General features: G+C 62.0%; 25 protein-coding genes. 20 read left to right on the top strand and 5 right to left on the bottom strand.

The window, feature by feature from the left end:
* The first annotated feature begins 42 nt into the window (after window positions 1–42).
* The 7 genes from ftsA to Q0P52_RS01155 all read left to right on the top strand — a co-directional run bounded on the left by ftsA (window position 43) and on the right by Q0P52_RS01155 (window position 6,829).
* A complete protein-coding gene (ftsA, locus tag Q0P52_RS01185; protein WP_293759917.1) occupies window positions 43–1,254 on the top strand; it encodes a cell division protein FtsA in 1,212 nt (403 codons plus the stop codon).
* Between the two features lie 70 nt (window positions 1,255–1,324).
* Window positions 1,325–2,509, top strand: a complete 1,185-nt coding sequence (gene ftsZ / locus Q0P52_RS01180; RefSeq protein ID WP_293759698.1) for a cell division protein FtsZ — start codon at window positions 1,325–1,327, stop codon at window positions 2,507–2,509.
* Between the two features lie 117 nt (window positions 2,510–2,626).
* The gene (lpxC, locus tag Q0P52_RS01175) at window positions 2,627–3,538 is read left to right on the top strand and encodes a UDP-3-O-acyl-N-acetylglucosamine deacetylase (RefSeq protein ID WP_293759919.1); all 912 of its coding nucleotides are present in this window, start codon (window positions 2,627–2,629) and stop codon (window positions 3,536–3,538) included.
* Window positions 3,539–3,540: 2 nt separating this feature from the next.
* Window positions 3,541–3,723 carry a hypothetical protein gene (locus Q0P52_RS01170; protein ID WP_293759700.1) on the top strand — a complete coding sequence of 61 codons (183 nt, stop codon included), beginning with the start codon at window positions 3,541–3,543 and terminating at the stop codon, window positions 3,721–3,723.
* A gap of 62 nt (window positions 3,724–3,785) precedes the next feature.
* Window positions 3,786–4,265, top strand: coding sequence for a cyclic pyranopterin monophosphate synthase MoaC (gene moaC, locus Q0P52_RS01165; protein WP_293759702.1), 480 nt, complete (start codon window positions 3,786–3,788; stop codon window positions 4,263–4,265).
* Entirely contained in the window at window positions 4,262–4,963 is a 702-nt protein-coding gene (locus tag Q0P52_RS01160) for a ParB-like protein (RefSeq protein ID WP_293759704.1), read from the top strand. Before moaC ends, Q0P52_RS01160 begins: the two co-directional genes overlap by 4 nt.
* A gap of 348 nt (window positions 4,964–5,311) precedes the next feature.
* Complete coding sequence (locus tag Q0P52_RS01155) at window positions 5,312–6,829, top strand: acetyl-CoA hydrolase/transferase family protein (RefSeq protein ID WP_293759706.1); 1,518 nt, start codon at window positions 5,312–5,314, stop codon at window positions 6,827–6,829.
* Between the two features lie 15 nt (window positions 6,830–6,844).
* Here the strand turns inward: Q0P52_RS01155 and Q0P52_RS01150 are convergent, their stop codons facing one another.
* The 3 genes from Q0P52_RS01150 to Q0P52_RS01140 form a co-directional block, all read right to left on the bottom strand.
* Window positions 6,845–7,744 carry a DMT family transporter gene (locus Q0P52_RS01150; RefSeq protein WP_293759708.1) on the bottom strand — a complete coding sequence of 300 codons (900 nt, stop codon included), beginning with the start codon at window positions 7,742–7,744 and terminating at the stop codon, window positions 6,845–6,847.
* Window positions 7,745–7,924: 180 nt separating this feature from the next.
* Window positions 7,925–8,440, bottom strand: a complete 516-nt coding sequence (locus tag Q0P52_RS01145) for a CNP1-like family protein (RefSeq protein WP_293759710.1) — start codon at window positions 8,438–8,440, stop codon at window positions 7,925–7,927.
* Between the two features lie 12 nt (window positions 8,441–8,452).
* On the bottom strand, window positions 8,453–9,232 hold the full coding sequence (locus Q0P52_RS01140) for an NRDE family protein (protein ID WP_293759712.1): 780 nt from the start codon (window positions 9,230–9,232) through the stop codon (window positions 8,453–8,455).
* 107 nt (window positions 9,233–9,339) lie between these two features.
* Here Q0P52_RS01140 and Q0P52_RS01135 point away from each other — a divergent pair, with 107 nt between their 5' ends.
* The 8 genes from Q0P52_RS01135 to Q0P52_RS01100 all read left to right on the top strand — a co-directional run bounded on the left by Q0P52_RS01135 (window position 9,340) and on the right by Q0P52_RS01100 (window position 17,809).
* Window positions 9,340–9,570 (top strand): sulfurtransferase TusA family protein, encoded by a 231-nt coding sequence (locus Q0P52_RS01135; protein ID WP_293759714.1) that lies wholly within the window; start codon window positions 9,340–9,342, stop codon window positions 9,568–9,570.
* 67 nt (window positions 9,571–9,637) lie between these two features.
* Window positions 9,638–10,672 (top strand): dihydroorotase, encoded by a 1,035-nt coding sequence (pyrC, locus tag Q0P52_RS01130; RefSeq protein WP_293759716.1) that lies wholly within the window; start codon window positions 9,638–9,640, stop codon window positions 10,670–10,672.
* A 606-nt stretch (window positions 10,673–11,278) separates the two neighbouring features.
* Window positions 11,279–12,898 carry a peptide ABC transporter substrate-binding protein gene (locus Q0P52_RS01125; RefSeq protein ID WP_293759718.1) on the top strand — a complete coding sequence of 540 codons (1,620 nt, stop codon included), beginning with the start codon at window positions 11,279–11,281 and terminating at the stop codon, window positions 12,896–12,898.
* A gap of 170 nt (window positions 12,899–13,068) precedes the next feature.
* Complete coding sequence (oppB, locus tag Q0P52_RS01120) at window positions 13,069–13,989, top strand: oligopeptide ABC transporter permease OppB (protein ID WP_293759720.1); 921 nt, start codon at window positions 13,069–13,071, stop codon at window positions 13,987–13,989.
* 16 nt (window positions 13,990–14,005) lie between these two features.
* Window positions 14,006–14,920: an ABC transporter permease subunit gene (locus Q0P52_RS01115; RefSeq protein ID WP_293759722.1), complete on the top strand. Its 915-nt coding sequence runs from the start codon at window positions 14,006–14,008 to the stop codon at window positions 14,918–14,920.
* 11 nt (window positions 14,921–14,931) lie between these two features.
* The gene (locus Q0P52_RS01110; RefSeq protein ID WP_293759724.1) at window positions 14,932–15,933 is read left to right on the top strand and encodes an oligopeptide/dipeptide ABC transporter ATP-binding protein; all 1,002 of its coding nucleotides are present in this window, start codon (window positions 14,932–14,934) and stop codon (window positions 15,931–15,933) included.
* Window positions 15,926–16,918 (top strand): murein tripeptide/oligopeptide ABC transporter ATP binding protein OppF, encoded by a 993-nt coding sequence (oppF, locus tag Q0P52_RS01105; RefSeq protein WP_293759726.1) that lies wholly within the window; start codon window positions 15,926–15,928, stop codon window positions 16,916–16,918. Before Q0P52_RS01110 ends, oppF begins: the two co-directional genes overlap by 8 nt.
* 141 nt (window positions 16,919–17,059) lie before the next feature.
* The gene (locus Q0P52_RS01100; protein WP_293759728.1) at window positions 17,060–17,809 is read left to right on the top strand and encodes a M48 family metallopeptidase; all 750 of its coding nucleotides are present in this window, start codon (window positions 17,060–17,062) and stop codon (window positions 17,807–17,809) included.
* A gap of 41 nt (window positions 17,810–17,850) precedes the next feature.
* Here Q0P52_RS01100 and tcdA read toward each other — a convergent pair whose 3' ends face one another.
* On the bottom strand, window positions 17,851–18,633 hold the full coding sequence (tcdA, locus tag Q0P52_RS01095; RefSeq protein WP_293759730.1) for a tRNA cyclic N6-threonylcarbamoyladenosine(37) synthase TcdA: 783 nt from the start codon (window positions 18,631–18,633) through the stop codon (window positions 17,851–17,853).
* Between the two features lie 154 nt (window positions 18,634–18,787).
* Between tcdA and Q0P52_RS01090 the strand changes: the two genes are divergently transcribed.
* The 4 genes from Q0P52_RS01090 (at window position 18,788) to Q0P52_RS01075 (ending at window position 22,111) form a co-directional block, all read left to right on the top strand.
* Window positions 18,788–19,741, top strand: coding sequence for a substrate-binding domain-containing protein (locus tag Q0P52_RS01090; protein WP_293759732.1), 954 nt, complete (start codon window positions 18,788–18,790; stop codon window positions 19,739–19,741).
* 105 nt (window positions 19,742–19,846) lie between these two features.
* Window positions 19,847–20,071, top strand: coding sequence for a hypothetical protein (locus Q0P52_RS01085; RefSeq protein ID WP_293759734.1), 225 nt, complete (start codon window positions 19,847–19,849; stop codon window positions 20,069–20,071).
* Window positions 20,072–20,194: 123 nt separating this feature from the next.
* Window positions 20,195–21,223: a low-specificity L-threonine aldolase gene (ltaE, locus tag Q0P52_RS01080; protein WP_293759736.1), complete on the top strand. Its 1,029-nt coding sequence runs from the start codon at window positions 20,195–20,197 to the stop codon at window positions 21,221–21,223.
* Between the two features lie 69 nt (window positions 21,224–21,292).
* Entirely contained in the window at window positions 21,293–22,111 is an 819-nt protein-coding gene (locus Q0P52_RS01075; RefSeq protein ID WP_293759738.1) for an alpha/beta hydrolase, read from the top strand.
* Here Q0P52_RS01075 and Q0P52_RS01070 read toward each other — a convergent pair.
* A complete protein-coding gene (locus tag Q0P52_RS01070) occupies window positions 22,105–22,383 on the bottom strand; it encodes a hypothetical protein (RefSeq protein WP_293759740.1) in 279 nt (92 codons plus the stop codon). The genes Q0P52_RS01075 and Q0P52_RS01070 overlap by 7 nt on opposite strands.
* Before the next feature lie 232 nt (window positions 22,384–22,615).
* Between Q0P52_RS01070 and Q0P52_RS01065 the strand changes: the two genes are divergently transcribed.
* Window positions 22,616–24,652 (top strand): prolyl oligopeptidase family serine peptidase, encoded by a 2,037-nt coding sequence (locus Q0P52_RS01065; RefSeq protein WP_293759742.1) that lies wholly within the window; start codon window positions 22,616–22,618, stop codon window positions 24,650–24,652.
* Window positions 24,653–24,760 lie beyond the last annotated feature (108 nt).

Below are 24,760 nucleotides of genomic sequence, written 5' to 3'. Positions count from 1 at the left end.
CAGCTGGAGCGACAGGTGAGTAAACCCAAGGAAAGCAAGAACATGCTGGTCGGTCTCGATATCGGCACGTCCAAGATCGTGGCGATTGTCGCGGAAGTTCTGGACGACGGTCAGCTGAATATCATCGGCATGGGCCAGACCCCCTCGCGCGGTCTGAAGCGCGGCATGGTGGTGAATATCGAATCAACGGTACAGGCCATCCAGCGCGCGCTGGAAGAGGCCGAGTTGATGGCCGACTGCAAGATTCACGAGGTGTTCGCCGGCATTGCGGGCAGCCATATCAAGAGCATCAACTCGCACGGCATGGTGGCCATCAAGGATCGCGAAGTTACCCAGATGGACATCGACCGCGTGATTGAAACCGCGCGCGCCGTGTCCATCCCGCCGGATCATCAGGTGCTGCACATCCTGACCCAGGAATACAGCATCGACGGCCAAGAAGGCGTGCGGGAACCGCTGGGCATGAGCGGCGTGCGACTGGAAGCCAAGGTGCACATCGTCAGCGGCGCGGTATCCGCGGCGCAAAACGTGACCAAGTGCGTGCGTCGTTGCGGTCTGGAAGTGTCCGACCTCGTGCTGCAGCCGATGGCTTCCGCCATCGCGGTGCTGTCCGAGGACGAGAAGGACCTGGGCGTATGTCTGATCGACATCGGCGGCGGCACCACCGACATCGCCGTGTACGCCAACGGCGCGATCCGTCATACCGCGGTGATTCCGATCGCCGGCGATCAGGTGACCAACGACATCGCCATGGCGCTGCGCACTCCCACCAAGGAAGCGGAAGACATCAAGATCCAGCACGCCGTGGCGCTGGTGTCCATGGCCGACCCCGGCCAGATGATCGAAGTGCCGGGCGTGGGCGAACGCGGTCCGCGCCAGATGTCCCGCGCCACCTTGGCCGAAGTGGTGGAGCCGCGCGTGGAAGAACTGTTCCAACTGGTACAGCAGGAGTTGCGTCGCAGCGGTTTTGAAGACCTGCTGTCGTCCGGCATCGTGCTGACCGGCGGCGCCAGCCTGATGCCGGGCATGGTGGAGTTGGCCGAAGAGGTGTTCCACATGCCGGTGCGTGTTGGCGTGCCCAAGTATGTAGGCGGCCTGGCTGAAGTGGTGAAGACCCCGCGCTTCTCCACTGGCGTGGGCCTGTTGTTGTACGGCAAGGACCAGATTCACACCGTGGTGAGCAACAAGCCGGAAACCGGCGGCGTTGGTCACATGTTCTCGCGGATGAAGGCCTGGTTCGGCAGCAATTTCTAAGCGTTTATTTTTTCGGGCAGTAGTACCCATGAGTTGCAGTAGTGCTCATCGTAACTTTGAGGAGAGGCAAATGAGCGGAATGGTTTTTGAAGTCATGCAAGAAACGGCCACGTCGGCAGTGATCAAGGTCATCGGTGTTGGCGGCGGCGGTTGCAACGCCATCGACAACATGATCAACGGCCATGTGCACGGCGTGGAATTCATCTGCGCCAATACCGACGCGCAATCCCTGCAGCGCAACCGGTCAGCCCAACGCCTGCAGTTGGGCAACAACCTGACGCGTGGCCTGGGTGCCGGCGCCAATCCGGAAGTGGGCCGCAATGCCGCACTGGAAGACCGCGAGCGCATCGCTGACGCCCTGCGCGGCGCCAACATGGTGTTTGTCACCGCGGGTATGGGCGGCGGCACCGGCACCGGCGCGGCGCCTGTGGTGGCCGAAGTGGCCAAGGAGCTGGGCATCCTCACCGTTGGCGTGGTGACCCGTCCGTTCGAACACGAAGGCAAGCGCATGAAAGTGGCGCAGGCCGGCATCGACGAACTGAAAAAGCACGTTGACTCGCTGATCGTGATCCCGAACGAAAAACTGATGGAAGTGCTGGGCGACGACGTCACCATGCGCGAAGCCTTCCGCGCGGCCGACGACGTGCTCAAGGGCGCTGTGGCCGGTATCGCCGAAGTCATCACTTGTCCGGGCCTGATCAACGTCGACTTTGCCGACGTGCGCACCGTCATGGGCGAGATGGGTCTGGCCATGATGGGTTCCGCCTACGCTTCCGGCATCGACCGCGCCCGCGTCGCCGCCGAGCAGGCCGTGGCCAGCCCGCTGCTTGACAACATCACCCTGGAAGGCGCGCGCGGCGTGCTGGTGAACATTTCCACCGCCCCGGGTTGCCTGAAGATGAGCGAGTACCGCGAGATCATGAGCATCATCCGTCAGTACGCCGACGAAGACGCCCAGATCAAGTTCGGCACCGCCGAAGTGGAGGACATGGATGAAGACACCATCCGCGTCACCCTGATCGCTACCGGCCTGGGTCAGCAACAACCCAAGCGCGACGAGCGTCCGGAGTACATCAAGATCGTCAAGACCGGCACCGACGACCGTCCGGTGGAAGTGATCAACTACGACGATTTCGACACCCCGGCCATCATGCGCAACAGCCGTCGCCGCGCCGCGCCGTCGATGGATTTCTCCAATCCGGAAGTCAGCGACAGCTACGACATCCCGGCTTTCCTGCGCAAACAGGCAGACTGAGGACGCTGAAAAGAGAATAGTTAATAACTATTGAAGTGTGACGATCAATCAATAAAGCCCAGGTTTCTCCTGTGCTAGAATCGGGTTTTCCCGATCGGTTGAGAGAAGGTTCACATGATATTCCAGCGCACGCTGAAACAAGCGATAAGCGCCACAGGCGTCGGCCTGCATTCCGGAGAAAGGGTGAAGCTCACCCTGAAGCCGGCTGCTCCCGATGCCGGGATCGTCTTTCGCCGTACCGACTTGCCCGAGCCGGTGGAGGTGAAAGCCGAACCCATGCTCGTCAACGACACGCGCCTCTCCTCCACGCTGGTGAACGACACCGGCGTGCGTGTCGGCACGATCGAGCACTTGATGTCGGCCTTTGCGGGTTTCGGCATCGACAACCTCATCGTTGAGGTCACGGCGGCGGAAATTCCCATCATGGATGGGTCCGCCGCCCCTTTCATCTACCTGCTGCAAACCGCCGGCGTCGTGGAACAGCCTGTTCCCAAGCGCTTTATCCGGGTGCTCAAGCCGGTGGAGGTTGTGGAAGGCGATAAATGGGTGCGCCTCGACCCCAAAGACGGTTTCAGCGTCACTCTGTCCATCGAGTTCAATCACCCCGCTTTCAATCTCGCGCCGCAAAAGGTGGAAATCGACTTTGCCGGTCATTCCTATCTGGACGAGATCAGCCGCGCCCGCACCTTTGGTTTCATGCATGAAGTGGAATACATGCGGCAGCACGGGCTGGGCTTGGGCGGTAGCCTGGACAACGCCATTGTCATCGACGACGAGTACGTGCTGAATCCAGAAGGCCTGCGTTTTCCGGACGAGTTCGTCCGTCACAAGATCCTCGATGCCATTGGCGATCTCTACATTGTCGGTCACCCGCTCATTGCCGCCTTCTCCGGCCACAAGTCCGGCCATGCGATGAACAACACCTTGCTGCGCCGATTGCTGGAGGACCCCTCCGCCTGGGAATACGTTAGCTTCCAGGACCCGCTGGACGCGCCGTCCAGTTTCCACCGCCTGCCCGAGGCCGCCTGAACATGCTGTTGTTCTGGCGGTTGTGGGTGCTGGTCATTGTCCTGCTGTTCGGCTGGGCCTTGATCAACTATGCCCTCACCCGCAACCCGCTCTATCTCATGCGGGTTAAGCGGCTATTCCGTTGGACTGGCGGTTTTGGCCTGCTGCTTACCCTCTTCTGGCTGATTGCCCGCTGGCTGCGCTAGGCGCAGACTTTGGCCACACCTGTTGGCCGGTTTCTCGCCGGCCCCTCCCGCAAGGAAACGATATGTCCGAACTGACCCATTTCGATGCGGCCGGCCAGGCGCACATGGTGGATGTCGGCGACAAGGCCAGCACCCGTCGCCGCGCGGTCGCCATCGGCGCCATTGCCATGCAGCCCGCCACCTTTGCGCTGATCCGTGACGGCGGTCACAAGAAAGGCGATGTGCTGGGCATTGCCCGTCTCGCCGCCATCATGGCCTCCAAGCGCACCGCCGATCTGATTCCTTTGTGCCATCCCATCGCGCTGACCCGGGTGGCGGTGGAGTTCCGGCTGGACGAAGTGCAAAGCCGGGTAGCCATCGCGGCAACGGCTGAGTGTACCGGCCAGACCGGTGTCGAAATGGAGGCGCTTACCGCTGCCAGCATCGGTTTGCTCACCATTTACGACATGTGCAAGGCGGTGGATCGCGGCATGGTGATCGAGAGCGTGCAACTTGATGAAAAAGAAGGCGGCAAGAGCGGCCACTGGCGGAAAGAAGCATGATCGCGCGCTGGACTTTGTGTTTGGGATTGATTGCCGGCCCGGCATGGGCGGACGTCTTGCCTGCCTGCTCGGCGCAAACGGCGGTGGGCGCGGCCTGTTGGCTGTCGCTGGACCAGTTGCGACCCACCCAACCCGGTGTGGGCCTGCTGCAAGTGGCCGATGAAAGTAAAAAGCTGGCCAAACTGCAGGCGCGAGGCGATGAAGCACTGACTGCCTATGTGGTCAAAAAACACATTCCGGTGGTGATTGGTCCGGACGGTGGTTTCTGGCTGGTGGATCGTCACCATCTGTCGCGCGCCTTGTGGAACAACGGCGTGCGTCAGGCACCGGTATCTATAGAAGGCCGGTTGGAGAATGCGGACACTTTCTGGCAAGACATGCAGGCCCGCCATTGGGCGTGGCTGAGGGATGAGCGCGGCAACATGGTGGCGTCGTCAAGTTTGCCGAAGCGCATTGGCGATCTGCCGGATGATCCCTATCGCTCCCTGGCCGGCTATGCCGAGGATCAAGGCCTGTTCCGCAAGAACGGGCAGGTATTTTTCATCGAATTCGCTTGGGCGCGCTATCTGGGTGAAAAGCTGGGCTGGGCGCCGGTAACGCGCGACACGCTCAAACAGCGTTTGCAGGAGGCCAGGCAGTGGGCTTGTCAGCCTGAGGCGGCTGATTTGCCGGGCTATCCGGGCGCGGCTTGCCACTAGCGGGTACGGGAAAACGAAAGAAAAGGCAGCGTAAAACGCTGCCTTTTCTTTGTGCGCTGCCTGATGCTTGACAGCGCGGCAGCCGGAAGCAGGGCATGGGTTCATGCCTTGTCCAGCGACAATGGGGGAGGATTACACATAGCACTCGCCTGATCGACTTGTTTTGAGCAATGTCAGGAAAGCCTGTGTTTTTTTCGGCTAAGCGGTATGGCTGCTCTATGGTGGCGGGCTTGGCTGGATGACGGGAACGTAAACGGAAAACCGTCGCCGGTCGCACGCTCGATCAATTTCCCGGCGCGCATACCGCCCAAAGAGGCTCGCGCCCGGGAGGAGAACCATGGAGAAAAAATGGACAGACGCATTCACTACGCCCCTTTTGCGGAAAAAATCATGAGCCCGCAGCTAGCCGCCGCCCTGATTCAGCCGGGCATGACGGTAGGCATGAGCGGCTTCACCGGCTCCGCCTATCCCAAAGCTGTGCCCCTGGCGCTGGCCGAGCGCATCGAGGCTGCGCAGGCGCGCGGCGACAAATTCGCACTGCGGGTGTTGACCGGAGCCTCCACCGCGCCGGAGCTGGACGGCGCGCTGGCCAAGGCCGGCGGCATTGATTTCCGCTTGCCTTATCAGTCCGATCCCGAGTTGCGCGCCCGCATCAATCGCGGCGAAATCGACTACATGGACATCCATCTGGGTCAGGTGGCGCAGTACACCTGGTTCGGTTTTCTCGGCAAGATCGACATGGCCGTGGTGGAGGTCAGCGCCATCTTGCCGGACGGGCGGCTGGTGCCGTCCACTTCGGTGGGCAACAATAAGACCTGGCTTGATCTGGCGGACAAGGTGATTCTGGAGGTCAACAGCGCGCAACCGCAGGGGCTGGATGGCATGCACGATATCTATTACGGCACCGCCTTGCCGCCCAACCGTCGGCCTATTCCGCTGGTGAACCCGGGCGACAAGATCGGCGAGCCCTATTTGCAGGTGGACCCGGCCAAGGTGGTGGCGGTAGTGGAAACCCGCGCGCCGGACCGCCTTGGCCGCTTTGCTCCGCCGGATGAAAGCAGCCGGATGATTGCCGGCCACTTGGTGGCTTTCTTGCAGCATGAAATCAAGGTGGGCCGCTTGCCTGCCCAGCTGCTGCCCTTGCAGTCCGGCGTGGGCAATATCGCCAACGCGGTGCTGTATGGCTTGCGTGATGGTGGTTTTCAGGGCTTGAGCGCCTTTACCGAGGTGATTCAGGACGGCATGCTGGAGCTGATTCGCAGCGGCACCATCGATACCGCCTCGGCCACAGCACTGTCGCTGAGCCCGGAGGGCGTGGAGGAGTTCGGCCGCAACATTGATTTCTATCGCGAACGCATCGTGCTGCGACCGCAGGAAATCTCCAATCATGCCGAACTGGTGCGGCGCCTGGGTTGCATCGCGGTGAACGGGCTGGTGGAGGCGGACCTCTACGGTAACGTCAATTCCACCCATGTGGCCGGTAGCTCAATCATCAACGGCATTGGTGGTTCGGGGGATTTTGCCCGCAACGGCTTTCTGTCCTGCTTTGTCACCCCCAGCACCGCGAAGGGCGGCGCCATCTCCTGCATCGTGCCGATGGTCAGCCATGTGGATCACACCGAGCACGATGTCAGCGTGATTGTTACCGAGCAGGGGTTGGCCGATTTGCGCGGCTTGTCGCCCAAACAACGGGCGCGGGCGATGATTGCCAATTGCGCCCATCCGGATTACCGGCCACAGCTGGAAGATTACTTTGACCGCGCCTGCCGAGACAGCAAGGGCAAGCACACCCCCCACCTGTTGGCCGAAGCCTTGTCCTGGCACCAGCGCTTGCTGGACGAGGGCAGCATGAAACCGCTTGGCTGACGCAAGCGGGCTGCGCTAGTCGTGCAGATCGGTCAGGATGACCTCTTCCGGGCGGGATTCCCGACTGATCAGCACCACCGCCAGCAAAATCAGCGCGCCGCCGACAGCCTGGCTCAGCGTGAGCGCCTCTCCCAGAAACAGCCAGGCGAGCAGGATGGTGACCACGGGTTCCGCCGTGGCAATCAATGAGGCCTGCGTAGCGCCGGTGCTTTCCAGCCCCGACAGGAACAAGGCCAGCGCCGCCACGGTGCCGAGCACGGCGATGCCGAAGATGGCAGCCCAACTGAATGCGCTTTGCGGGCCGTTGAAGCCATCCAGCAGCACCCAGCCGCCATAGCAGGCGGCTGCTGACATCACTACCACGCAGGCCGAGGTGAGCGGGTGGCCACCACGCGTCAGACGGCTGCCGGCCAGAATATAAAGCGAGTAAATCACGGCGGACGCCAAGCCCAGTGCTAGGCCCAGCGGCTTGGCGCTCAGTTGCTGTCCTACGGTGATGATGAGCCCGGCAATGGCGAGGCTGGTGGCCAGTAATCGCCGACGGGTAAACGGCTCTTTGAAAAGCAGCGTGGACAGCACCAGTACGATGGCGGGGAAGAGGTACAGCAGCAGCGACACCGTACCCGCGCTGGCATAGTGCAAGCCGGTGAAGTAGCAGGCCGCCATGCCGGCGTAACCCAGGCTGCCCATCAGGCATAGCACCAGCAGCGAGCGCCCGCGCGGCCAGGGCAGCCCTTTGGCCAGACACCAGGGCAGCAACAGGCAGGCTGCCAGCGCAAAACGCAAAAACAACAGGGTCGGGGTGGAGACGCCCTCGGCATAGGCGAAGCGGGCAAAAATGGCCATGCTGCCAAAGCCGATGGAGGACAGCAGGATCTTGAACTGGCCCAGTAGCGGGTGGGTGGTGTGAGGCACGTCGGGTATCGCAGGGCAAAACCCATTGATACCCGATTTTCACCCGGTTGTCATGCCGCCGAGTCCGGGGCTGCCAAGCAAATCACGCAAAGACCATGAGGCAAACAGCGCCGGCCCAGGCAGTACGCAGAGTACGGCCTGGGGGGGCGCAAAGCCGCGGCGGGGCGTTGTCAGCGTGCCTTAGCGCCAGGGCGCGCTGCGCAGCAGCTTGATGGCGTCTTCGGCCAACTTGGGGACGTCGCGTTCCGGGCACATGTCCTCGCGCAACACGCGGCGGGTCTTGTCTTCGTACTCGATTTTGCGCCAGTCGGCGCGGGTGGATTCGATCCAGCGCTTGTTGTAGCTGTCGCCAAAGGCGTAGCTGCGGTAAGTGCCTTGCTTGCACTGAATGCCTTCCACGCTGAGGTTCTCGGCGCCGGAAGGGCTTTGCACGCGCAGGATGAAGCGGATCACGCCGTCTTCGCCGATGGCCAGCGATTTGGCGTCGACGAAATACTTGTTCGGGTTTTCCTTGAACACGTAAAAGCCCACCCAGTCGGGCATGGCGGGATACAGGGGCAGGGTGTAGGCGCCTTCGGTCCAGGGGCCTTGGTCTTCAAAGGCGTAGTTGGTGTTGCTGCGGATCTGGGTTCCCGCCAAGGCCTGCGTTGCGACGAGAAGACCGGCGATGGCCAGTCCGATAAGACGACGTTTCAAGATGACTCCTGCTTAACGCTGCGCGGGGTGTTGAACTTGCCCCGGGCGGATAGTGTAGCGGCGGCGTCCGGCTTCGCGTCCGGCCAGCCCCCACGTCAATTCAGACAAGCTTATATCACCTCGGGCCGATACTGTGAGCAGCATCGACGCCCGGGTGCCGTAATCCCGCCCCTGAATGAAGATCGGAGAGAGAGTTTTTTCCAGCGCGAGACCCACGCCGGTATTGGGCAACTGGCCCGGACCGGCCTGAGTGGCGTCGGCCAGCCAGCCGAACGCTTCGTCCTCTCCAGGCGGACGGCGCAAACCGCGCAGGTGCCCGGCCAGCCTTTCGCTCTTGAACCACGGCGTGTCCAGTGTGGCGTTGGACAGCGTGTGGATGCCGGGCGTGACCCGGGCGATGCGCGAGCCCCGGCTGTGAAAATGAAACAGATCGTCAGTGGCGCCAAACAACAGATTGAAGGGCGCGTACTGGTCGACATTGGCCTTCAGCCAGTCGGTGAAGGCGAAGGGGTCGTCATTGCCTGTGACGAAGCGCTGCACCAGCTCGCCGCGCGAGCGGGCGCCGCTTTTGCCGTAGCCTTCGCGGAAGTTGGTCAGCGCGGCGAAACGACCGCGGCCGTCCACCATTAGCCAGCCGCCGCCGGCCTGCAGATCGCGGCCGCCCAGGGTGTCGTCATGTTCCTGCCACCAGTCCAGCGGCGCGGTCGGACGCGCGTAATATTCGTCCCGGTTGGCCACCAGCACCAGCTGGCCGAGGCCGGGCGTCTTGTAGGCGAAGGCGATGACACACATGAGGGCGGCTTCCCGAAAGAGGGCAGAGAATGGCGCAAAGTCGCCGGCAAGCCGGTAGAATAGCGCCCTGCAAGTTTTATTGTAACGTATGACGGAGCGTACCCCGCATGAGCCCTGACCGCCACCTCGACCTGTCCGGCCTGAACTGCCCCCTGCCCATCCTGCGCGCCAAGAAGGCGCTGGCCGATATGGAAAGCGGCAGCGTGCTGGAGGTGATCGCTACCGATCCGGGCGCTCCCAAGGATTTCGAAGCATTCTGCCGCCAGACCGGCAATGCCCTGCTGACTTCGGATACTACCGAGGAGGGCAAGTTCCGCCTGGTGCTGCGCCGCAAGTAAGCGACAACCGGTCGCGCCGGCAAGGCGGGGCCGAACCCTCTCTGTCACCCGCCCGAGCCGATATCCCATGCAGACCCTGACCCTGATCCGCCCCGACGACTGGCACCTCCACCTGCGCGATGACGCCGCCATGGCTGCCGTGGTGGCCGACACCGCCCGCCAGATGGGCCGCGCCATCATCATGCCCAACCTCAAGCCGCCAGTCACCACGGTGGAAGCCGCCGCCGCCTATCGCGAGCGCATCCTGGCCGCCTTGCCGGCAGGCAGCGCTTTCCAGCCGCTGATGACGCTCTATCTCACCGACAATACGTCGGCCGAAGAAGTGCGCAAGGCCAAGGCCAGCAGTTTCGTGCATGGCGTCAAGCTGTATCCGGCCGGCGCTACCACCAATTCCGACTTTGGCGTCAGCCATATCGACAAAGCCATGCCGGCGCTGGAAGCCATGGCCGAATGCGGCCTGCCGCTGTTGGTGCACGGCGAGGTGACCGATCCGGCCATTGACGTGTTCGACCGCGAAGCGGTGTTCATCGATACTGTGTTTCAGCCGCTGATTCGTCGTCTGCCGTCGCTGCGCGTGGTGTTCGAGCACATCACCACGCGCGACGCCGCCGAGTTTGTCGCAGCCGCGCCGGACAATGTGGCCGCCACCATTACTGCCCATCACTTGCTGATGAACCGCAACGCGCTGTTTACCGGCGGCATCCGGCCGCACCATTACTGCCTGCCGGTACTCAAGCGCGAACTGCACCGCGAGGCGCTGGTGAAAGCCGCCACGTCTGGATCTCCGCGCTTCTTCCTTGGCACCGATAGCGCGCCGCATGCCCGTCATGCCAAGGAAAGCGCTTGCGGTTGCGCCGGCATGTATACCGCCAACGCCGCCATCGAACTGTATGCGGAAGCGTTTGAAGCAGCTGGCGCGCTGGACAAGCTGGAAGCTTTCGCCAGTCTCAACGGCCCGGCTTTTTATGGCCTGTCGCCCAATGCCGACCGTATCACCCTGCGGCGGGAAAGCTGGACCGTGCCGGCGGAGCTGCCGTTCGGCGATGAGGCGCTGGTGCCGTTGCGCGCCGGAGAAACTATTGGCTGGAAGCTGCAAGACTAGCCGCTCTCCTGTGGAGTGCACGCTGAAAAAGGCCCCGGGAAGGGGCCTTTTTCATGCCCATCGCGAGGAAAGGCGCGGCAAGGGCAGGGCGCGAAACTTGCGCTATCGCAAATCATGGCCATGGTGGATTCACCACACTGTGTCTTCGGCCAACATGCCAGCCTCGCCGCATTCGCAGGACTTTGCCGTCATGCCGTGCAGTGCAGGCCTGTGTGGCCGTGGCTTGCGGTTGAATTCACGGTGCTGGCCAATGACTGAAAATGTCATCAGCTTATTTTCCGGGTTTCAAATCCTTGATTACCCGTATTGAATTACCGGGAAATGAATTGGCCATGAGTCAGAATAATGGCTGCCAATATAAATACTCATGTTTAAGGCGAAAAATATTGTGCTACCCACAAGCACTGCCGTGAAAATTGCTTGTGGAGAGTGAGACGTCGTTGAAAAACCACGGTATTTATAAAACTCTTGTCATATTGTTCTGATCCATACTTGAAGAATCCAAAAACGCAAGCGCATAATGGCCCGGCCCGAATCAACACGATTGTTCGGGATAAATTCCGTACACCCGCAAGAGCGGGGCACTACAAACAGGAGAGTAGGCGAATGTCGCACAATAAATCGCTTCGAGTGGCTACTGCAGCTGTTGCCATGGCGCTGGCCGGTTACGCCGGTTTCGCCGCGGCCGCCCAGGTTCCGGCTAGCGTCAAACTGGCCGCCAAGCAGGAACTGACCCGCACCACCGGCTCCGAGCCGGAATCGCTGGACCCGGTACTGGCTGAGTCCGTACCGGCCAACACCATCACCGCCGACCTGTTCGAAGGCCTGACCGCCACCGACAGCTTCGGCAAAGTGGTGCCGGGCGTTGCAGAATCCTGGAAGCAAACCGGCCCGACCACCTGGGTATTCCACCTGCGCAAGAATGCCAAGTGGTCTGATGGTTCCCCGGTTGTTGCTGGCGACTTCGTCTACGGTTGGCAGCGTTTTGTCGATCCGAAGACCGCTTCCCCGTACGCCTCCACCTACGGCATCTTCCTGCTGAACGGCAAGGAAATCACCGAAGGCAAGAAGCCGGTGACCGAGCTGGGCGTGAAGGCCATCGACAAGAACACCCTGGAAGTGAAGACCCCGTATCCGGTGCCCTTCATGCCTTCCCTGGTAGCCAACACCCAGCTGGCTCCGCTGCCGAAAGCGGCTATCGACAAGTTCGGCAAGGACTGGACCAAGCCGGGCAAGATGGTGTCCAACGGCGCTTTCGCGCTGAAAGACTGGCAAGTAAACAGCAAGGTCGTGGCTGAGAAGAATGCCCAGTACTGGGACGTGAAGAACGTTCAGCTGGCCAAGATCACCTATCTGCCGACCGAAGACCACAACGCCGACGTGAAGATGTTCGAGTCTGGTGAAACCGACTGGGTGCTGGAACTGCCGTCCGGCACCTACGACAAGTACAAGACCCAGTATCCGAAGGAAATCCGCAACGCGCCTTTCCTGGGTCTGCGTTACTACTCGCTGAACAACAAGGATGGCCTGCTGAAGGACGTGCGCGTGCGCAAGGCGCTGTCCATGGTGCTGGACCGCGACGTTCTGGCGCAAAAAGTGACCGCTGACGGTCAGGCTCCGGCTTACAGCGCCATTGTTGCCGGCACCTCCGGCGCCGATGTGACCTCCTACGACTGGGCGAAGTGGCCGATGGCCAAGCGCGTGGAAGAGGCCAAGAAGCTGCTGGCCGCCGCTGGCGTGAAGCCGGGCACCAAGCTCAAGTTCTCCTACAATACCAGTGACTACCACAAGAAGATGGCGATCTTCGCCGCCTCCGAGTGGAAGAACAAACTGGGCCTGAACACCGAGCTGGAAAGCATGGAGTTCAAGGTGCTGCTGAAGAAGCGTCATGACGCCGACTTCCAGGTAGCCCGCAACGGCTGGGTGGCCGACTACAACGACGCCACCACCTTCCTGGCGCTGATCCAGTGCGACAACGACCAGAACGACAACAAAAACTGCAATCCGAAGGCCGAAGCGCTGATCAAGCAAGGCAGCGAATCCGCTGATCAAGCCAAGCGCAAGCAGCTGTTTACTCAAGCAGTGAAGATGATCATGGATGACTATCCGATGATCCCGCTGCTGCAGTACACCGCTCCGCGTCTGGTGAAGTCCTATGTGGGTGGCTACGGCAAGAACCCGATGGACCGTTACCGCGGCAAGGACCTGTACATCATCCAGCACTAAGCCGGAATGATGTCGGGGGGAGGGCAACCTCCCCGGAACCAAGAGGCCGGATGCCCGCCATGGCGGGCATCCGGCTTGTGATGTAAGCAGTCATGTCGGCCCGGCAAGGCAGGCCCGCCCCTCCACAAGAGCGCGCGGACCGGCAAGTCGACCCGACTGGAGTCTTCCCCATGTGGTCTTATACCTTCCGGCGAGTGCTGGCAACGATACCCACGTTGCTCGCCGTCATCACCGTCTGTTACCTGCTGCTGCACATGACCCCGGGCGGCCCGTTCGACAGCGAACGCAAGGTGTCCGCGGCTGTGCTGGCCAATCTGCAGGCCAAGTATCACCTCGACATGCCCCTGTGGCAGCAATACCTCTATTACCTGAAGGGCCTGCTGCAAGGCGATCTGGGCGCGTCCTTCCGTTACGCGGACTGGACCGTCAATGATCTGGTGGGCAAGGCCCTGCCGGTCTCCGCCTCCATCGGCGGCGGCGCCATCCTCATTTCGCTGGTGATCGGCGTGGTGCTGGGCGTGGTGGCCGCTTTGCGCCAGAACAGCCTGATCGACTATTTCGTGATGCTGCTGGGCAATATCGGCGGTGCCTTCCCGTCCTTCGTGCTGGGCCCGGTGCTGGTGATGATCTTCGCCATTGGTCTGGGCTGGTTCCCCGCCGGCGGCTGGGACAGCTTCGATGTGCGATACATGGTTCTGCCCATGTCCTTGCTGGTGTTCATCAACATCTCCACCATCGGCCGCGTGATGCGCGGCAGCATGATCGAGGTGCTGGGCAGCAACTTCATCCGCACCGCTCGCGCCAAGGGTTTGCCGATGCGCACCATCGTGCTGCGCCATGCGCTCAAGCCGGCACTGATGCCGGTGGTGTCGGTGATCGGCCCGTTGGCCATTTCGTCCATCACTTCCGCCGTAGTAACCGAAACCGTGTTCGGCCTGCCTGGCCTGGGCAAGCTCATCGTCAACGGCGCGGCCAACCGCGACTACACGCTGGTGCTGGGTCTGGTGGTGCTGGTGACGGTGATCACCGTCGTATTCAACCTGCTCGTCGATCTGGCCTATGCGCTGCTGGATCCGAAGATCCGTTACTGAGCGGGAGCACAACAACATGATGCAAACCAAACAGAAAGCCATGGTCGAGGCCGTGGAATCCGGTCTGAACGAGGCGGCCATCGAAGGGCGCAGCCTGTGGCGCGACGCTCGCATCCGCTTCTTCCGCAACAAGGCCGCCGTGGTGAGCCTGGTGGTGCTGGCGCTGATCACGCTGGCCTGTATTTTCGGGCCGATGGTGCTGCCGCACTCTTATGAAGACACCGACTGGGAGGCCATGTCGGTAGCGCCGACGCTGGTCAACACCCACTGGTTTGGCACCGACGCGCTGGGGCGCGACCTGCTGGTGCGTTGCCTGATCGGCGGCCGCATCTCGCTGATGGTGGGCGCCCTGGCCACACTGGCGTCCGTTACCCTGGGCATTGTCTGGGGCGCTACCGCCGGCTTCCTTGGCGGCAGGGTGGACGCGGTCATGATGCGCATCGTCGACATGATGTACGCCGTGCCCTACCTGCTGATCGCCATCCTGATGGTGACCCTGTTGGGCCGCGAGTTCTATCTGGTGGTGCTGACTATCACCGTGTTCTCCTGGATGGACATGGCGCGAGTGGTGCGCGGTCAGACGCTGGCGATCAAGTCCAAGGAGTATGTCGAAGCCGCTCACGCCATTGGCGTGTCCACCGGCGCCATCATCTTCCGCCACATCGTGCCCAACCTGCTCGGCATCGTGGTGATTTACACCACCGTGACCGTACCGGGGGTGATCCTGACTGAATCCGTGCTGTCCTTCCTGGGCCTGGGCGTGCAAGAGCCGATGACCAGCTGGGGCGTGCTGATCCAGGACGGCGCCGGCGTGATGGACGCCACGCCGTGGATCCTGCTGTTCCCGGCCGGCATGCTGTCTATCACTCTGTATTGCGCCAACTATATCGGCGACGGGCTGCGCGATGCGCTCGATCCCAAGGATCGTTGAGGTAGCGAGAAATGAGTCTTCTGAAAGTCAATAACCTCGGGGTCCAGTTCACGACCAACGATGGTATCGTCAGCGCCGTCAACGGCGTGAGTTTCGACCTGGAAAAGGGCCAGACCCTCGGCATCGTGGGCGAGTCCGGTTCCGGCAAGAGCCAGACCGTGCTGGCCATGATGGGTCTGCTGGCCCGCAACGGCAAAACCAGCGGCGAAGCGGTGTACAACGGCAAGAACCTGCTCACCATGAGCCCGTCCGAGCTCAACCGCATTCGCGGCGACCGCGTGTCCATGATCTTCCAGGACCCGATGACCTCGCTGAACCCCTACCTCACGGTAGAGCGCCAGATGACCGAGGTGCTGGAACTGCACAAGGGCATGACCCGTCGCGAAGCCAAAAAGCGCGCCATCGAGCTGCTGGAAGCCGTGCGCATTCCGGAAGCGGCCCGTCGCGTGGACATGTACCCGCACGAGTTCTCCGGCGGCATGCGTCAGCGCGTGATGATCGCCATGGCCCTGCTGTGCGAACCGGAAGTGCTGATCGCCGACGAACCCACCACCGCGCTGGACGTCACCGTGCAAGCGCAAATCCTGACCTTGCTGAAGGATCTGCAACGCGATTTCGGCACCTCCATCATCATGATCACTCATGATCTGGGCGTGGTGGCCGGCCTGTGCGAAAAAGTGATGGTGATGTACGGCGGCCGCGTCATGGAATACGGCACCGCCGACGAAATCTTCTATCAGCCCAGCCATCCTTACACCATCGGCCTCCTCGGCGCCCTGCCGCGCCTGGACCACGATGGCAGCGAGCTAGTGAGCATCCCCGGCAATCCGCCGAACATGGCCCGCATGCCCAAAGGCTGCCCGTTCTCCGAACGTTGCGCCCACGCCAGCGATCGCTGCGTGAACGAGCTGCCGCCGCTGGCGGCCAGCGCGCTCAACCCGCATATTCTGCGCGCCTGTCACAAGCCGGCGGCGGAACTGGTGAACGAAGCCCGCGAGGTGGCCCATGTCTGAGCAAAACAAAAAGCCGATTCTCTCGGTACGCAACGTCAAAGTGCATTTTCAGGTCAAGGGCGACGGCGCCTGGCCGTGGAGCGGCAAGCGAACGCTGAAGGCCGTGGACGGTGTCAGCTTCGACCTCTATGAAGGCGAAACGCTGGGCGTGGTGGGCGAATCCGGTTGCGGCAAGTCCACCCTGTCGCGCGCCATCCTCAATCTGATTCCGGCCACTGCCGGCGAGATCGTTTGGATGGGCAAGGACCTGACCAAGGGCAGCGCCAAGGACTGGCACGCGGTGCGCAAGGATATCCAGATGATCTTCCAGGATCCGCTGGCCTCGCTGAACCCGCGCATGACCATCGCTCAGATCATTGGCGAGCCGCTGCGAGTGCACCGCCCCGAGTTGCCCGAAGAGGAAGTCATGAAGCGTGTGCGCGGCATGATGACCAAAGTGGGCTTGCGCGAACAGATGATCAACCGCTATCCGCACGAGTTCTCCGGCGGCCAGTGCCAGCGTATCGGCATCGCCCGCGCGCTGATCCTCGAGCCCAAGCTGATCATCTGCGATGAGCCGGTGTCCGCGCTGGACGTGTCCATTCAGGCGCAAATCATCAATTTGCTGAAAGAGCTGCAGCGCGAAATGGGCTTGTCGCTGATCTTCATCGCGCATGACCTGGCGGTGGTGAAGCACATTTCCGACCGCATCCTGGTGATGTATCTGGGTCGCGAGATGGAACTGGCTGAAAAGTACGCCCTGTACGACGTGCCCAGCCACCCCTACACGCGCGCCCTGCTGTCGGCGATTCCGATTCCGGACCCGAAACTGGAACGCAACAAGACCATCCAGATCCTGCAAGGCGACTTGCCCAGCCCGATCAATCCGCCCTCCGGCTGCGTGTTTCGCACACGTTGCCCGAAGGCGGAGCAGCGCTGCTCGCAAGAGCTGCCCAAGCTGCGTCCGGTCAGCGACAAGACACAAACGTCCTGCCTGCTTGCCTGACTGTTCTGAACTGTCTGTAATGAAAACGCCCCGGATGACGGGGCGTTTTCTATTTGCGACGCCATTGACCGCGCTGGCTTGGCTTTCGCAATTTAGGCGTTTAGCATATCGCTTTTCCCAACCATAACAAGCGAGTCTCCCGTGAAGAAAATCACTCTTGCTGCATCCATCATGCTGGCCCTGGCCGGCAGCGCTCACGCTTTCGACCTTGGCTCCATGATCAGCGCCGGTACCGACGCCCTGAAGGCCGCCACCTTGAGCGATGCCGATGTGAAAGCCCTGGCCGCGCAATCCAGCGCCCAGATGGACAAGGAAAACAAGGTTGCCGCGCCCTCCAGCGCCTACGGCAAGCGTCTGGCCAAGATCGTGAAAGGTCTGGATAGCGAAGACGGCACCAAACTGAACTTCAAGGTGTATCAGACCAAGGATGTCAACGCCTTCGCCATGGCTGACGGCACCGTGCGCGTTTACAGCGGCCTGCTGGACAAAATGGATGACGATCAGGTGCGTTTCGTGATCGGCCATGAAATCGGCCACGTAAAACTGGGCCACACCAAGAAAGCCATGCAAGTGGCTTACGGTACTTCCGCCGCCCGCAAGGCTGCCGCTGGTAGCGGCAACGCCGCCGCCGCCGAGCTGTCCTCCTCTGAAATCGGCGGCTTTGCCGAAGCCGTGGTGAACGCCCAGTTCTCCCAGTCGCAGGAGAGCGATGCCGACGCTTACGGTCTGGACTTCCTCAAGCGCCACAACTACAAGCTGGACGGTGGTCCGTCCGCTCTGCGCAAGCTGGCTGAACTGTATGGCAACGACAGCAGCATGCTGGCCAGCCACCCGGCCCCAGGCGACCGCGCAGTGAAACTGGAAAAGCTGATCCAGACCAAATATCAGTAAACCGGGGTTTGCCGAAGGGCAATCCGCTATCAACCCGGCCCTTAACGGCCGGGTTTTTTATTGCCGGAAAGATGTTTCAGCGCGTGTGAGGCGGCCACCAGCCCAAAGCTGGCGGTCACCACCATGCCTGCACCAAAACCGGCGCAAGACAGCCCTTGCGGACCGCGCCCTTCGTCGGCATTACAGCTCTTGTTGTCGGGGTAAACCAGCTGTTCTGTAGAAAAAACGCAGGGTACTCGCAGCTTTTTGCCGGCTTCGCGGGGGAATTGGTGATGCCGACGCAGGTTGTAGCGCAGTTTGGACAGCAGCGGATCATTGGTGACGTCGGTCAGGTCGGCCAACTGGATGCGGGTGGGGTCCATCTGGCCGCCCGCGCCGCCGGAGACGACGAAGGGCTGACGACGTTTGACGCACCAGGCGGCCATGGCGGTTTTCACGCGCAGATCGTCAATGCAATCGATGATGAAGTCGAAGCCCTGTCCCAGCATGGTGTCCAGATTGTCCTGAGTGACGAAATCCTCGATTTCGGTCACCTCGCAGGCAGGGTTGATGGCGCGTACGCGTTCCGCCAGCGCGGTCACCTTGGCCATGCCGTACAGCGGGTCCAGCGCCGGCAGCTGCCGATTGGTGTTGGATTCAGCCACATTGTCCAAGTCGATTAGCGTGAGTTTGCCGATGGCGCTGCGAGCCAGCGCTTCAACTGCCCACGAGCCCACTCCACCCACGCCCACGATGCAGACATGGGCTTGCTGGAAGCGGCGCAGGGCGTCTTCGCCGTACAACCGGGCAATGCCGCCGAAGCGGCGTTCAAGATCGGCAGACATGACAATCCAAGGCAAAGGAAAACCGTCAAGGATAAACCATGGCGCGGAGCGGCTCCAGCAAAGACCCCGATTGCAAGAAGGATGATGACGCGCGCGCCGCCTCGGCTACACTGGAAGGTGTTCGTCATTATCAGACCGGAAGCGAAGAGAAGCGATGCGCGCAAGAACGAGACTGATTCTGGGCGCGGCCTGTATGGCCGTTTTTGCCAGTCATGCCGCAGAAGTGGTGCCGGCCAGCATAGGCATTACCGTTGGCGCTTTGGACAACCCCTTTTATCAGGCGCTGGTGCGAGGCGCGATGCAGACGGCGCGCGGGCTAAATCCGGAGGTGCAGATCACCACCTTGTCAGCCAGTTTCAATCTGGCCAATCAGGAAAGACAGATACAGCAGCTGATCGAGCAGAAGGTGGATCTCATCCTGTTGGGCGCGGTGGACAGCAAGGCGGTGGAACCGCTGGTGCGCAAGGCGCAACAGGCCGGCATCAAAGTGGTGGCGGTGGATGTGGACGCTCCCGGCGCCGACGGCACGGTGAAGTCGGATAACCGTCAGGCTGGCGAGCTGGCGTGCCGCTATCTGGCGGACAAGATGCATGAGAAGGGCGGCTTTATCATTCAGAGCGGGCCGCCGGTATCCTCGGTGACTGATCGCGTGGCCGGCTGCCGCAAGGCGCTGGAGGCATACCCGGGCATCTGGGTGCTGTCTGACAACGAAGACGGTCAGGCTTCCAGTTGGGGTGGTCGCAAACTGATGGCGGAGCATCTGAAACGCTTCCCCGGCGTCAGCGCGGTGTTTGCCATCAACGACCGGCAGGCGCTGGGTGTTGAGCAGGCCTTGCGGGATGCCGCGCGGCGCAATGTGCTGGTGGCCAGTGTGGATGGTTCTCCAGACATAGAGGCGGCGCTGCATCGCAGCGGGCCGATCGTCGCATCGGCAGGGCAGTTGCCGCTGATGATTGGCAGCGAGGCAGTCAAGCTTGGTCAGAAACTGTTGCAAAACGGGTCACATCCGCAGCGCAGCGTGGTGGTGCCCGTGCAGTTGATTACCCGCGAGAACCTTGCCTCCTATCAGGGTTGGCTATCCCGGTCCCCCGCGCTGCCGGCGCGCTGAGGCTTGCCCCGGCGCATCCCCTTGCCTATGCTTTTCGAGGGCCTGTCATCAACGTGTCGACCGTTGCTCTGGTGGGCCGCCTCCGTTATCGCAAGGGAGATTCCCATGATGCATCCGAGATTCGACATTGACCTCGACAAGCACTACAACGCGACAGTAGTCATAGCCTGCGTGGATTGCGGGCATGAGTCGCGCCATCATCTCAAGACCCTGTCCCCCGACCATTCATTGCGCTGCAAATGCGGCAGCGACATCAGCCTGACCGCCACCGGCATCATGGCTGCCCAGCGCCGCGTCAGCGAACTCAAACAGTCTTACCGCGTGGTCTGATCTACGCCCCAGACGCCTCTCCGCGTCCTTTAGCCGGCCATTTGCTGGCACAATCAGCTTAGCTGATGTCAACCATGCAACGGCGACCCTTCGGTCGCCGTTGTTTCTGCAAAGGACGCTTTCATGCCGTGGATCGATTTTCGCAGTGATACCGTAACCCAGCCGACGCCCGCCATGCGCGAGGCGATGATGACCGCAGAAGTGGGGGATGACGTCTATGGCGACGACCCCACCGTAGCGCGGCTGGAAGCGCTGGCGGCGGAGCGGCTGGGCAAGGAGGCGGCGCTGTTCGTGCCCACGGGCAATTTCGGCAACCAGCTGGCCATCTTTACGCACTGCCAGCGAGGCAACGAAGTGATTCTGGGCGACGATTGCCACATCGTCTGGCATGAAACCGGCGGCGCGGCAGTGATTGGCGGCGTGCAGCTGCGCACCATCGCCAGCCGCGACGGCGTCTTGCCGCCGGAAGAGATCGAGCAGCGCATCCGGGTGGGCGAGGATGTGCACTGGCCGCGCACCGGACTGATCTGTCTGGAAAACGCCCATAGCAACGGTCGGGTGATTCCGCTGGACATCATGGCCCGCACGGCCGATATCGCCCGGCGTACTGGCGTGCCGGTGCATCTGGACGGGGCGCGGGTTTTCAATGCGGCTGCGCATCTGGGCTGCGATGTGCGAGAGATCACCCGCCATGTCGACACGGTGATGTGTTGCTTGTCCAAGGGTCTGGCCGCGCCGGTGGGGTCGATTCTGGCCGGCTCTGCCGATTTCATCCGCAAGGCGCGCTACAACCGCAAGCTGTTGGGCGGTGGTTGGCGCCAGGCCGGTGTGCTGGCCGCGCCGGGCATCATCGCCTTGACTGAAATGACTGAAAGGTTGGCTGAAGACCATGCCAATGCGCGCTATCTGGCTGAGCAACTGGCGGGCATGCCCTGCGTGGAGGTGGCGCTGGATGATGTGCACATCAATATGGTGTGGTTCCGTTTTACCGCCGATATCGATGTGGCCGAACTGATGGCCGCGTTGGGCAAGGCCGGTATCAAGGCCAATCCGCCGGAAGCCGGTCGCATGCGGTTTGTCACGCACTGGCAAACCGATCGCGCAGCCGTCGAAGCGCTGGTTGAAGTGATGCGGGATTTCCTCAGCGAGTGACAATGTCGCCCCCAGCGCCATGCGCGCCTCAAGGCGCGATCCGGAGCGGGCGAAGTACGGGAGAGCAAGATGACGCGATGGCTGCTGATCTGGTGCGCGACCTGCTGGTCGGCGTGGGCGATGGCGGAGCAGGTGGTGACGCTGTCGCCGCGTCCCGATATCAGCCTGCGTTATCTGCTGGTGACGCCGGACAAGCCGCCGCTGGCCAGCCTAGTGCTGTTTGCCGGCGGAGATGGCGTGCTGCGGCTGAGCGAGAACGGTGCTCTGGGCGTCGGCGGCAACTTCCTGGTGCGCACTCGCGCGCAGTGGGCGGCGCAGGGCTTTCAGGTGGCAGTAGTGGATGCGCCGTCCGATCGGCAATCATTGGGGCTCAACAAGGGCGAGTTCCGCCAGAGCGAAACCCATGCCGGCGATATCGCTGCGGTGATTGCCGATTTGCGCCGCCGCGCCACTGTGCCGGTATGGCTGGTGGGCACCAGTCGTGGCACCACCTCGGCGGCATCCATCGCCATTTTGCGGCATGAGTTGGTAGCCGGCGTGGTGCTGACTTCCACTATCGACCACGGTCGCGGCAATGTGGCGGACCTGCCCTTGGCGCGCATTACCCAGCCAGCTTTGCTGATACAGCATCGGCAGGACGCCTGCTCCGAAAGCCTGCTGGCCAATTTGCAGCCGGTGGTGGATGGCCTGAGCCAGTCTAGCGCGCGCGAGCTGCTGGTGATGGAGGGTGGGCAAGATCGCGGCGATCCGTGTCAGCCCTGGGCCTGGCATGGCTACAACGGTATAGAGGAAAGGGTAGTGACGCAGGCTGCCGAGTGGATCCGGCGGCATGTGTCCTCTGCCGGCGGCAATCCGGATGCGGCCAGCCAACCGTCGCCGGCTCAATAGTAGCTGACGGTCAGGACGCCTTGGTCCTGACGTTGGATATTGGGTCGGTTAAGCTGTACCGTGCGGGTGGCGGCCACGCCGGCACAGGACGGAGAGCCCGGTTGGGCCTTGGCCTGCTGATACGCGCGGGGGTGTTGTGCGTAGCCCAGCCAAGTGTCGTTGCTGATGGTGCAAGGCGCATTGATAATGCGACCGGTAAAGCCGATGACGCCACCGGCGGTGGCCTGACCGGCAAGGAGGGCAAAGAGGGCGGCAGTTAGTAAGATTCTCATGGCACAACTCCTTTTGCGTTTCTTGGCTGTGTGGTTTCCTAAACTTATTCGGAAACATCTGAGTCAAGATTAGGAATTCTCCAGCCCGAGAGCTACTGCCTTTTTGGGCAGGTTATTGCCGGCTGCTTCGGTTTGCCGATTTACCGCCTGCGCAGCGCGGCGCCGAGACAGGGTTGGTGTTTGCCCAAGGCGCTGATACCCTGTGCGCCTTATTTGCTTGGTGAAGACATCCATGAGCCTGCCTGACGACGCCTTCCAGTGGCTGGAAAGCTTGGACTCCCCCGCCGCCCTGCAATGGGTGGAGCAACAGAATGCCGCTACGGCGGCGCAACTTGATGCGGACGCGCGCTTCCTGCCGCTGCGGGACGACATCCTGGCCCACCTGCGCGACAACCGGCAGATTCCCTTTTTCTCCGAGCACGACGGCTGGCTCTACAACTTTCATCAGGACGCCGAACACCCGCGCGGCATCTATCGGCGCACTACCTTGCCGGCCTACCGCGCCGGTAGTCAGGAATGGGGTACGGTGCTGGATATCGACGCGCTGGCGGCAGCCGACGGTCGTGACTGGTATCTGGACGGCGTGGCGCACTGTACGGTGCAGCCGAACCGGGTGTTGGTGCATTTGTCGGACGGCGGCGGCGACGCCAGTATTGCCCGCGAGTTTGATCTAGAAGCCGGCGACTGGGTGGAGCAAGGCTTCGCCTTTCCGGAAGGCAAGAACCATCTGGCCTGGCGCGATCCGGACAGCCTGTGGGTCTGCCCCGGCTGGAAGGGCGCGCCACTGACGCGCGCCGGTTATCCCGCCGAAGTGTGGCTGGTGGAGCGTGGCGAGGCCGGTCAGCATCGCTGGAGCAAGGTGTTTGAAGCGGGGCGCGACGCCATGATGGTGGCGGCTTGGCGCTATCTGGACGGCCACGACGCTTGGCTGGACATCATTGAAGCCTCGGACAGTTTTTACAGCAAGACGTATTTTCTGGTGGACTCCGGGCTGGACTGCCACCCGCTGCCTTTGCCGCCGCGTGCCGATATCGAAGCGTTTCTGCATGGCGATTTCATCGTCAAGTTGGCCGAAGACTGGCAATGCGGCGATACGCTGTGGCCGGCCGGCAGCCTGCTGGCGGTGCCGCTGGCAGAACTGCGCGCGCCCACTGGCAAGGCGTTTCAGCCGCTGGTGACTCCGGAAGAGGGTTTGGCCATCGAGTCGGTGGAGTCTACGCGTAATCATTTGGTGGTGAACCTGATCGATCAGGTGAAGAGCCGCCTGCTGGCGTTCGATCGCGACGAAAACGGCTGGCAGCCCCGCCGCTTGCCGGTGCCGGAGAGCGGCGTGATCGAGTTCGCCGACCAGCCTTGGGACAGCGACACCCTCTACTACAGCTACAGCGACTTCCTGACGCCAACCGGCCTGTATCGGCTGGAGCTGTCCGACGGCGAGGCGGAATGCCTGCGTCGCCAGCCGGAAGCCTTCGACGCCGCGCCCTATGTCGCCGAACAGCGCTATGCCGTGGCGGCGGACGGGGTGCGCATTCCCTACTTTGTGGTGCGGGCGCGCGATGTGGCGCTGGATGGCGGCACGCCGACATTGTTGTATGGCTACGGCGGTTTTGAAGTGCCGATGATGCCTTACTACGTGGAAAACTTTGGTCAGCACTGGCTGGGCAAGGGCGGGGCTTTCGTGCTGGCCTGCATCCGCGGCGGCGGCGAGTTCGGCCCGGCCTGGCATCAGGCGGCTCAGGGGGTGAACCGGCCAGTGAGCTTCAACGACTTCATCGCCGTGGCAGAAGACCTGATCGCGACTGGCCTCACCTCACCGGCCAAGCTGGCGATAGAAGGCGGCAGCAATGGCGGCCTGCTGGTGGGCGCCTGCATGATCCGTCGGCCAGAGCTGTTCCGCGCCGTGGTGTGCGAAGTGCCTCTGCTGGACATGCTGATCTACCCGGAATTGCTGGCCGGCGCCAGCTGGATAGATGAATACGGCGACCCGGCAGTGCCGGAGGAGCGCGCCGCCTTGCTGGCCTATTCGCCGTATCACCATGTACGGGAAGGCGCGGCCTATCCCTTGGCCTTCTTCACCACCAGCCGTCGGGACGATCGCGTCCACCCGGCGCACGCGCGCAAGATGGTGGCAAGGTTGGCCGAAGCCGGGCATGCCGCCTTGTTCTACGAAACCGACAGCGGCGGCCATACTGGCAACGCCGGTCAGGAGCATACGGCGGAAGATCTGGCCCGGGTGCTGGTGTATCTCTATCAGCGGCTGATGGATTGAGCTGCTGCCGTCATTGTTTGTGGCCCGATCGTGGCCGCGAATGACGGCGCATCGCAAGCCATAGCTCGTTTGCATGGACGGTGGCCTGTGCCAGACTGGGGTTTTCAG

Origin of the sequence: uncultured Aquitalea sp., assembly GCF_945957525.1 — a bacterium.
GTDB lineage: Bacteria > Pseudomonadota > Gammaproteobacteria > Burkholderiales > Chromobacteriaceae > Aquitalea.
Note: the sequence above shows the minus strand (reverse complement) of the source record. Positions and strands in the feature narration are given on the sequence as shown.

Bases quoted from the DNA above. Each gene is read 5' to 3' on its own strand.
- Q0P52_RS01085 (WP_293759734.1), top strand. From the start codon at position 19,847: ATGATGCATCCGAGATTCGACATTGACCTCGACAAGCACTACAACGCG.
- tcdA (WP_293759730.1), bottom strand. From the start codon at position 18,633: ATGTCTGCCGATCTTGAACGCCGCTTCGGCGGCATTGCCCGGTTGTAC.
- ltaE (WP_293759736.1), top strand. From the start codon at position 20,195: ATGCCGTGGATCGATTTTCGCAGTGATACCGTAACCCAGCCGACGCCC.
- Q0P52_RS01110 (WP_293759724.1), top strand. From the start codon at position 14,932: ATGAGTCTTCTGAAAGTCAATAACCTCGGGGTCCAGTTCACGACCAAC.
- Q0P52_RS01155 (WP_293759706.1), top strand. From the start codon at position 5,312: ATGGACAGACGCATTCACTACGCCCCTTTTGCGGAAAAAATCATGAGC.
- moaC (WP_293759702.1), top strand. From the start codon at position 3,786: ATGTCCGAACTGACCCATTTCGATGCGGCCGGCCAGGCGCACATGGTG.
- Q0P52_RS01160 (WP_293759704.1), top strand. From the start codon at position 4,262: ATGATCGCGCGCTGGACTTTGTGTTTGGGATTGATTGCCGGCCCGGCA.
- Q0P52_RS01170 (WP_293759700.1), top strand. From the start codon at position 3,541: ATGCTGTTGTTCTGGCGGTTGTGGGTGCTGGTCATTGTCCTGCTGTTC.
- oppB (WP_293759720.1), top strand. From the start codon at position 13,069: ATGTGGTCTTATACCTTCCGGCGAGTGCTGGCAACGATACCCACGTTG.
- Q0P52_RS01065 (WP_293759742.1), top strand. From the start codon at position 22,616: ATGAGCCTGCCTGACGACGCCTTCCAGTGGCTGGAAAGCTTGGACTCC.
- Q0P52_RS01090 (WP_293759732.1), top strand. From the start codon at position 18,788: ATGCGCGCAAGAACGAGACTGATTCTGGGCGCGGCCTGTATGGCCGTT.
- Q0P52_RS01125 (WP_293759718.1), top strand. From the start codon at position 11,279: ATGTCGCACAATAAATCGCTTCGAGTGGCTACTGCAGCTGTTGCCATG.
- ftsZ (WP_293759698.1), top strand. From the start codon at position 1,325: ATGAGCGGAATGGTTTTTGAAGTCATGCAAGAAACGGCCACGTCGGCA.
- Q0P52_RS01070 (WP_293759740.1), bottom strand. From the start codon at position 22,383: ATGAGAATCTTACTAACTGCCGCCCTCTTTGCCCTCCTTGCCGGTCAG.
- Q0P52_RS01135 (WP_293759714.1), top strand. From the start codon at position 9,340: ATGAGCCCTGACCGCCACCTCGACCTGTCCGGCCTGAACTGCCCCCTG.
- ftsA (WP_293759917.1), top strand. From the start codon at position 43: ATGCTGGTCGGTCTCGATATCGGCACGTCCAAGATCGTGGCGATTGTC.
- oppF (WP_293759726.1), top strand. From the start codon at position 15,926: ATGTCTGAGCAAAACAAAAAGCCGATTCTCTCGGTACGCAACGTCAAA.
- Q0P52_RS01075 (WP_293759738.1), top strand. From the start codon at position 21,293: ATGACGCGATGGCTGCTGATCTGGTGCGCGACCTGCTGGTCGGCGTGG.
- Q0P52_RS01115 (WP_293759722.1), top strand. From the start codon at position 14,006: ATGATGCAAACCAAACAGAAAGCCATGGTCGAGGCCGTGGAATCCGGT.
- pyrC (WP_293759716.1), top strand. From the start codon at position 9,638: ATGCAGACCCTGACCCTGATCCGCCCCGACGACTGGCACCTCCACCTG.
- Q0P52_RS01140 (WP_293759712.1), bottom strand. From the start codon at position 9,232: ATGTGTGTCATCGCCTTCGCCTACAAGACGCCCGGCCTCGGCCAGCTG.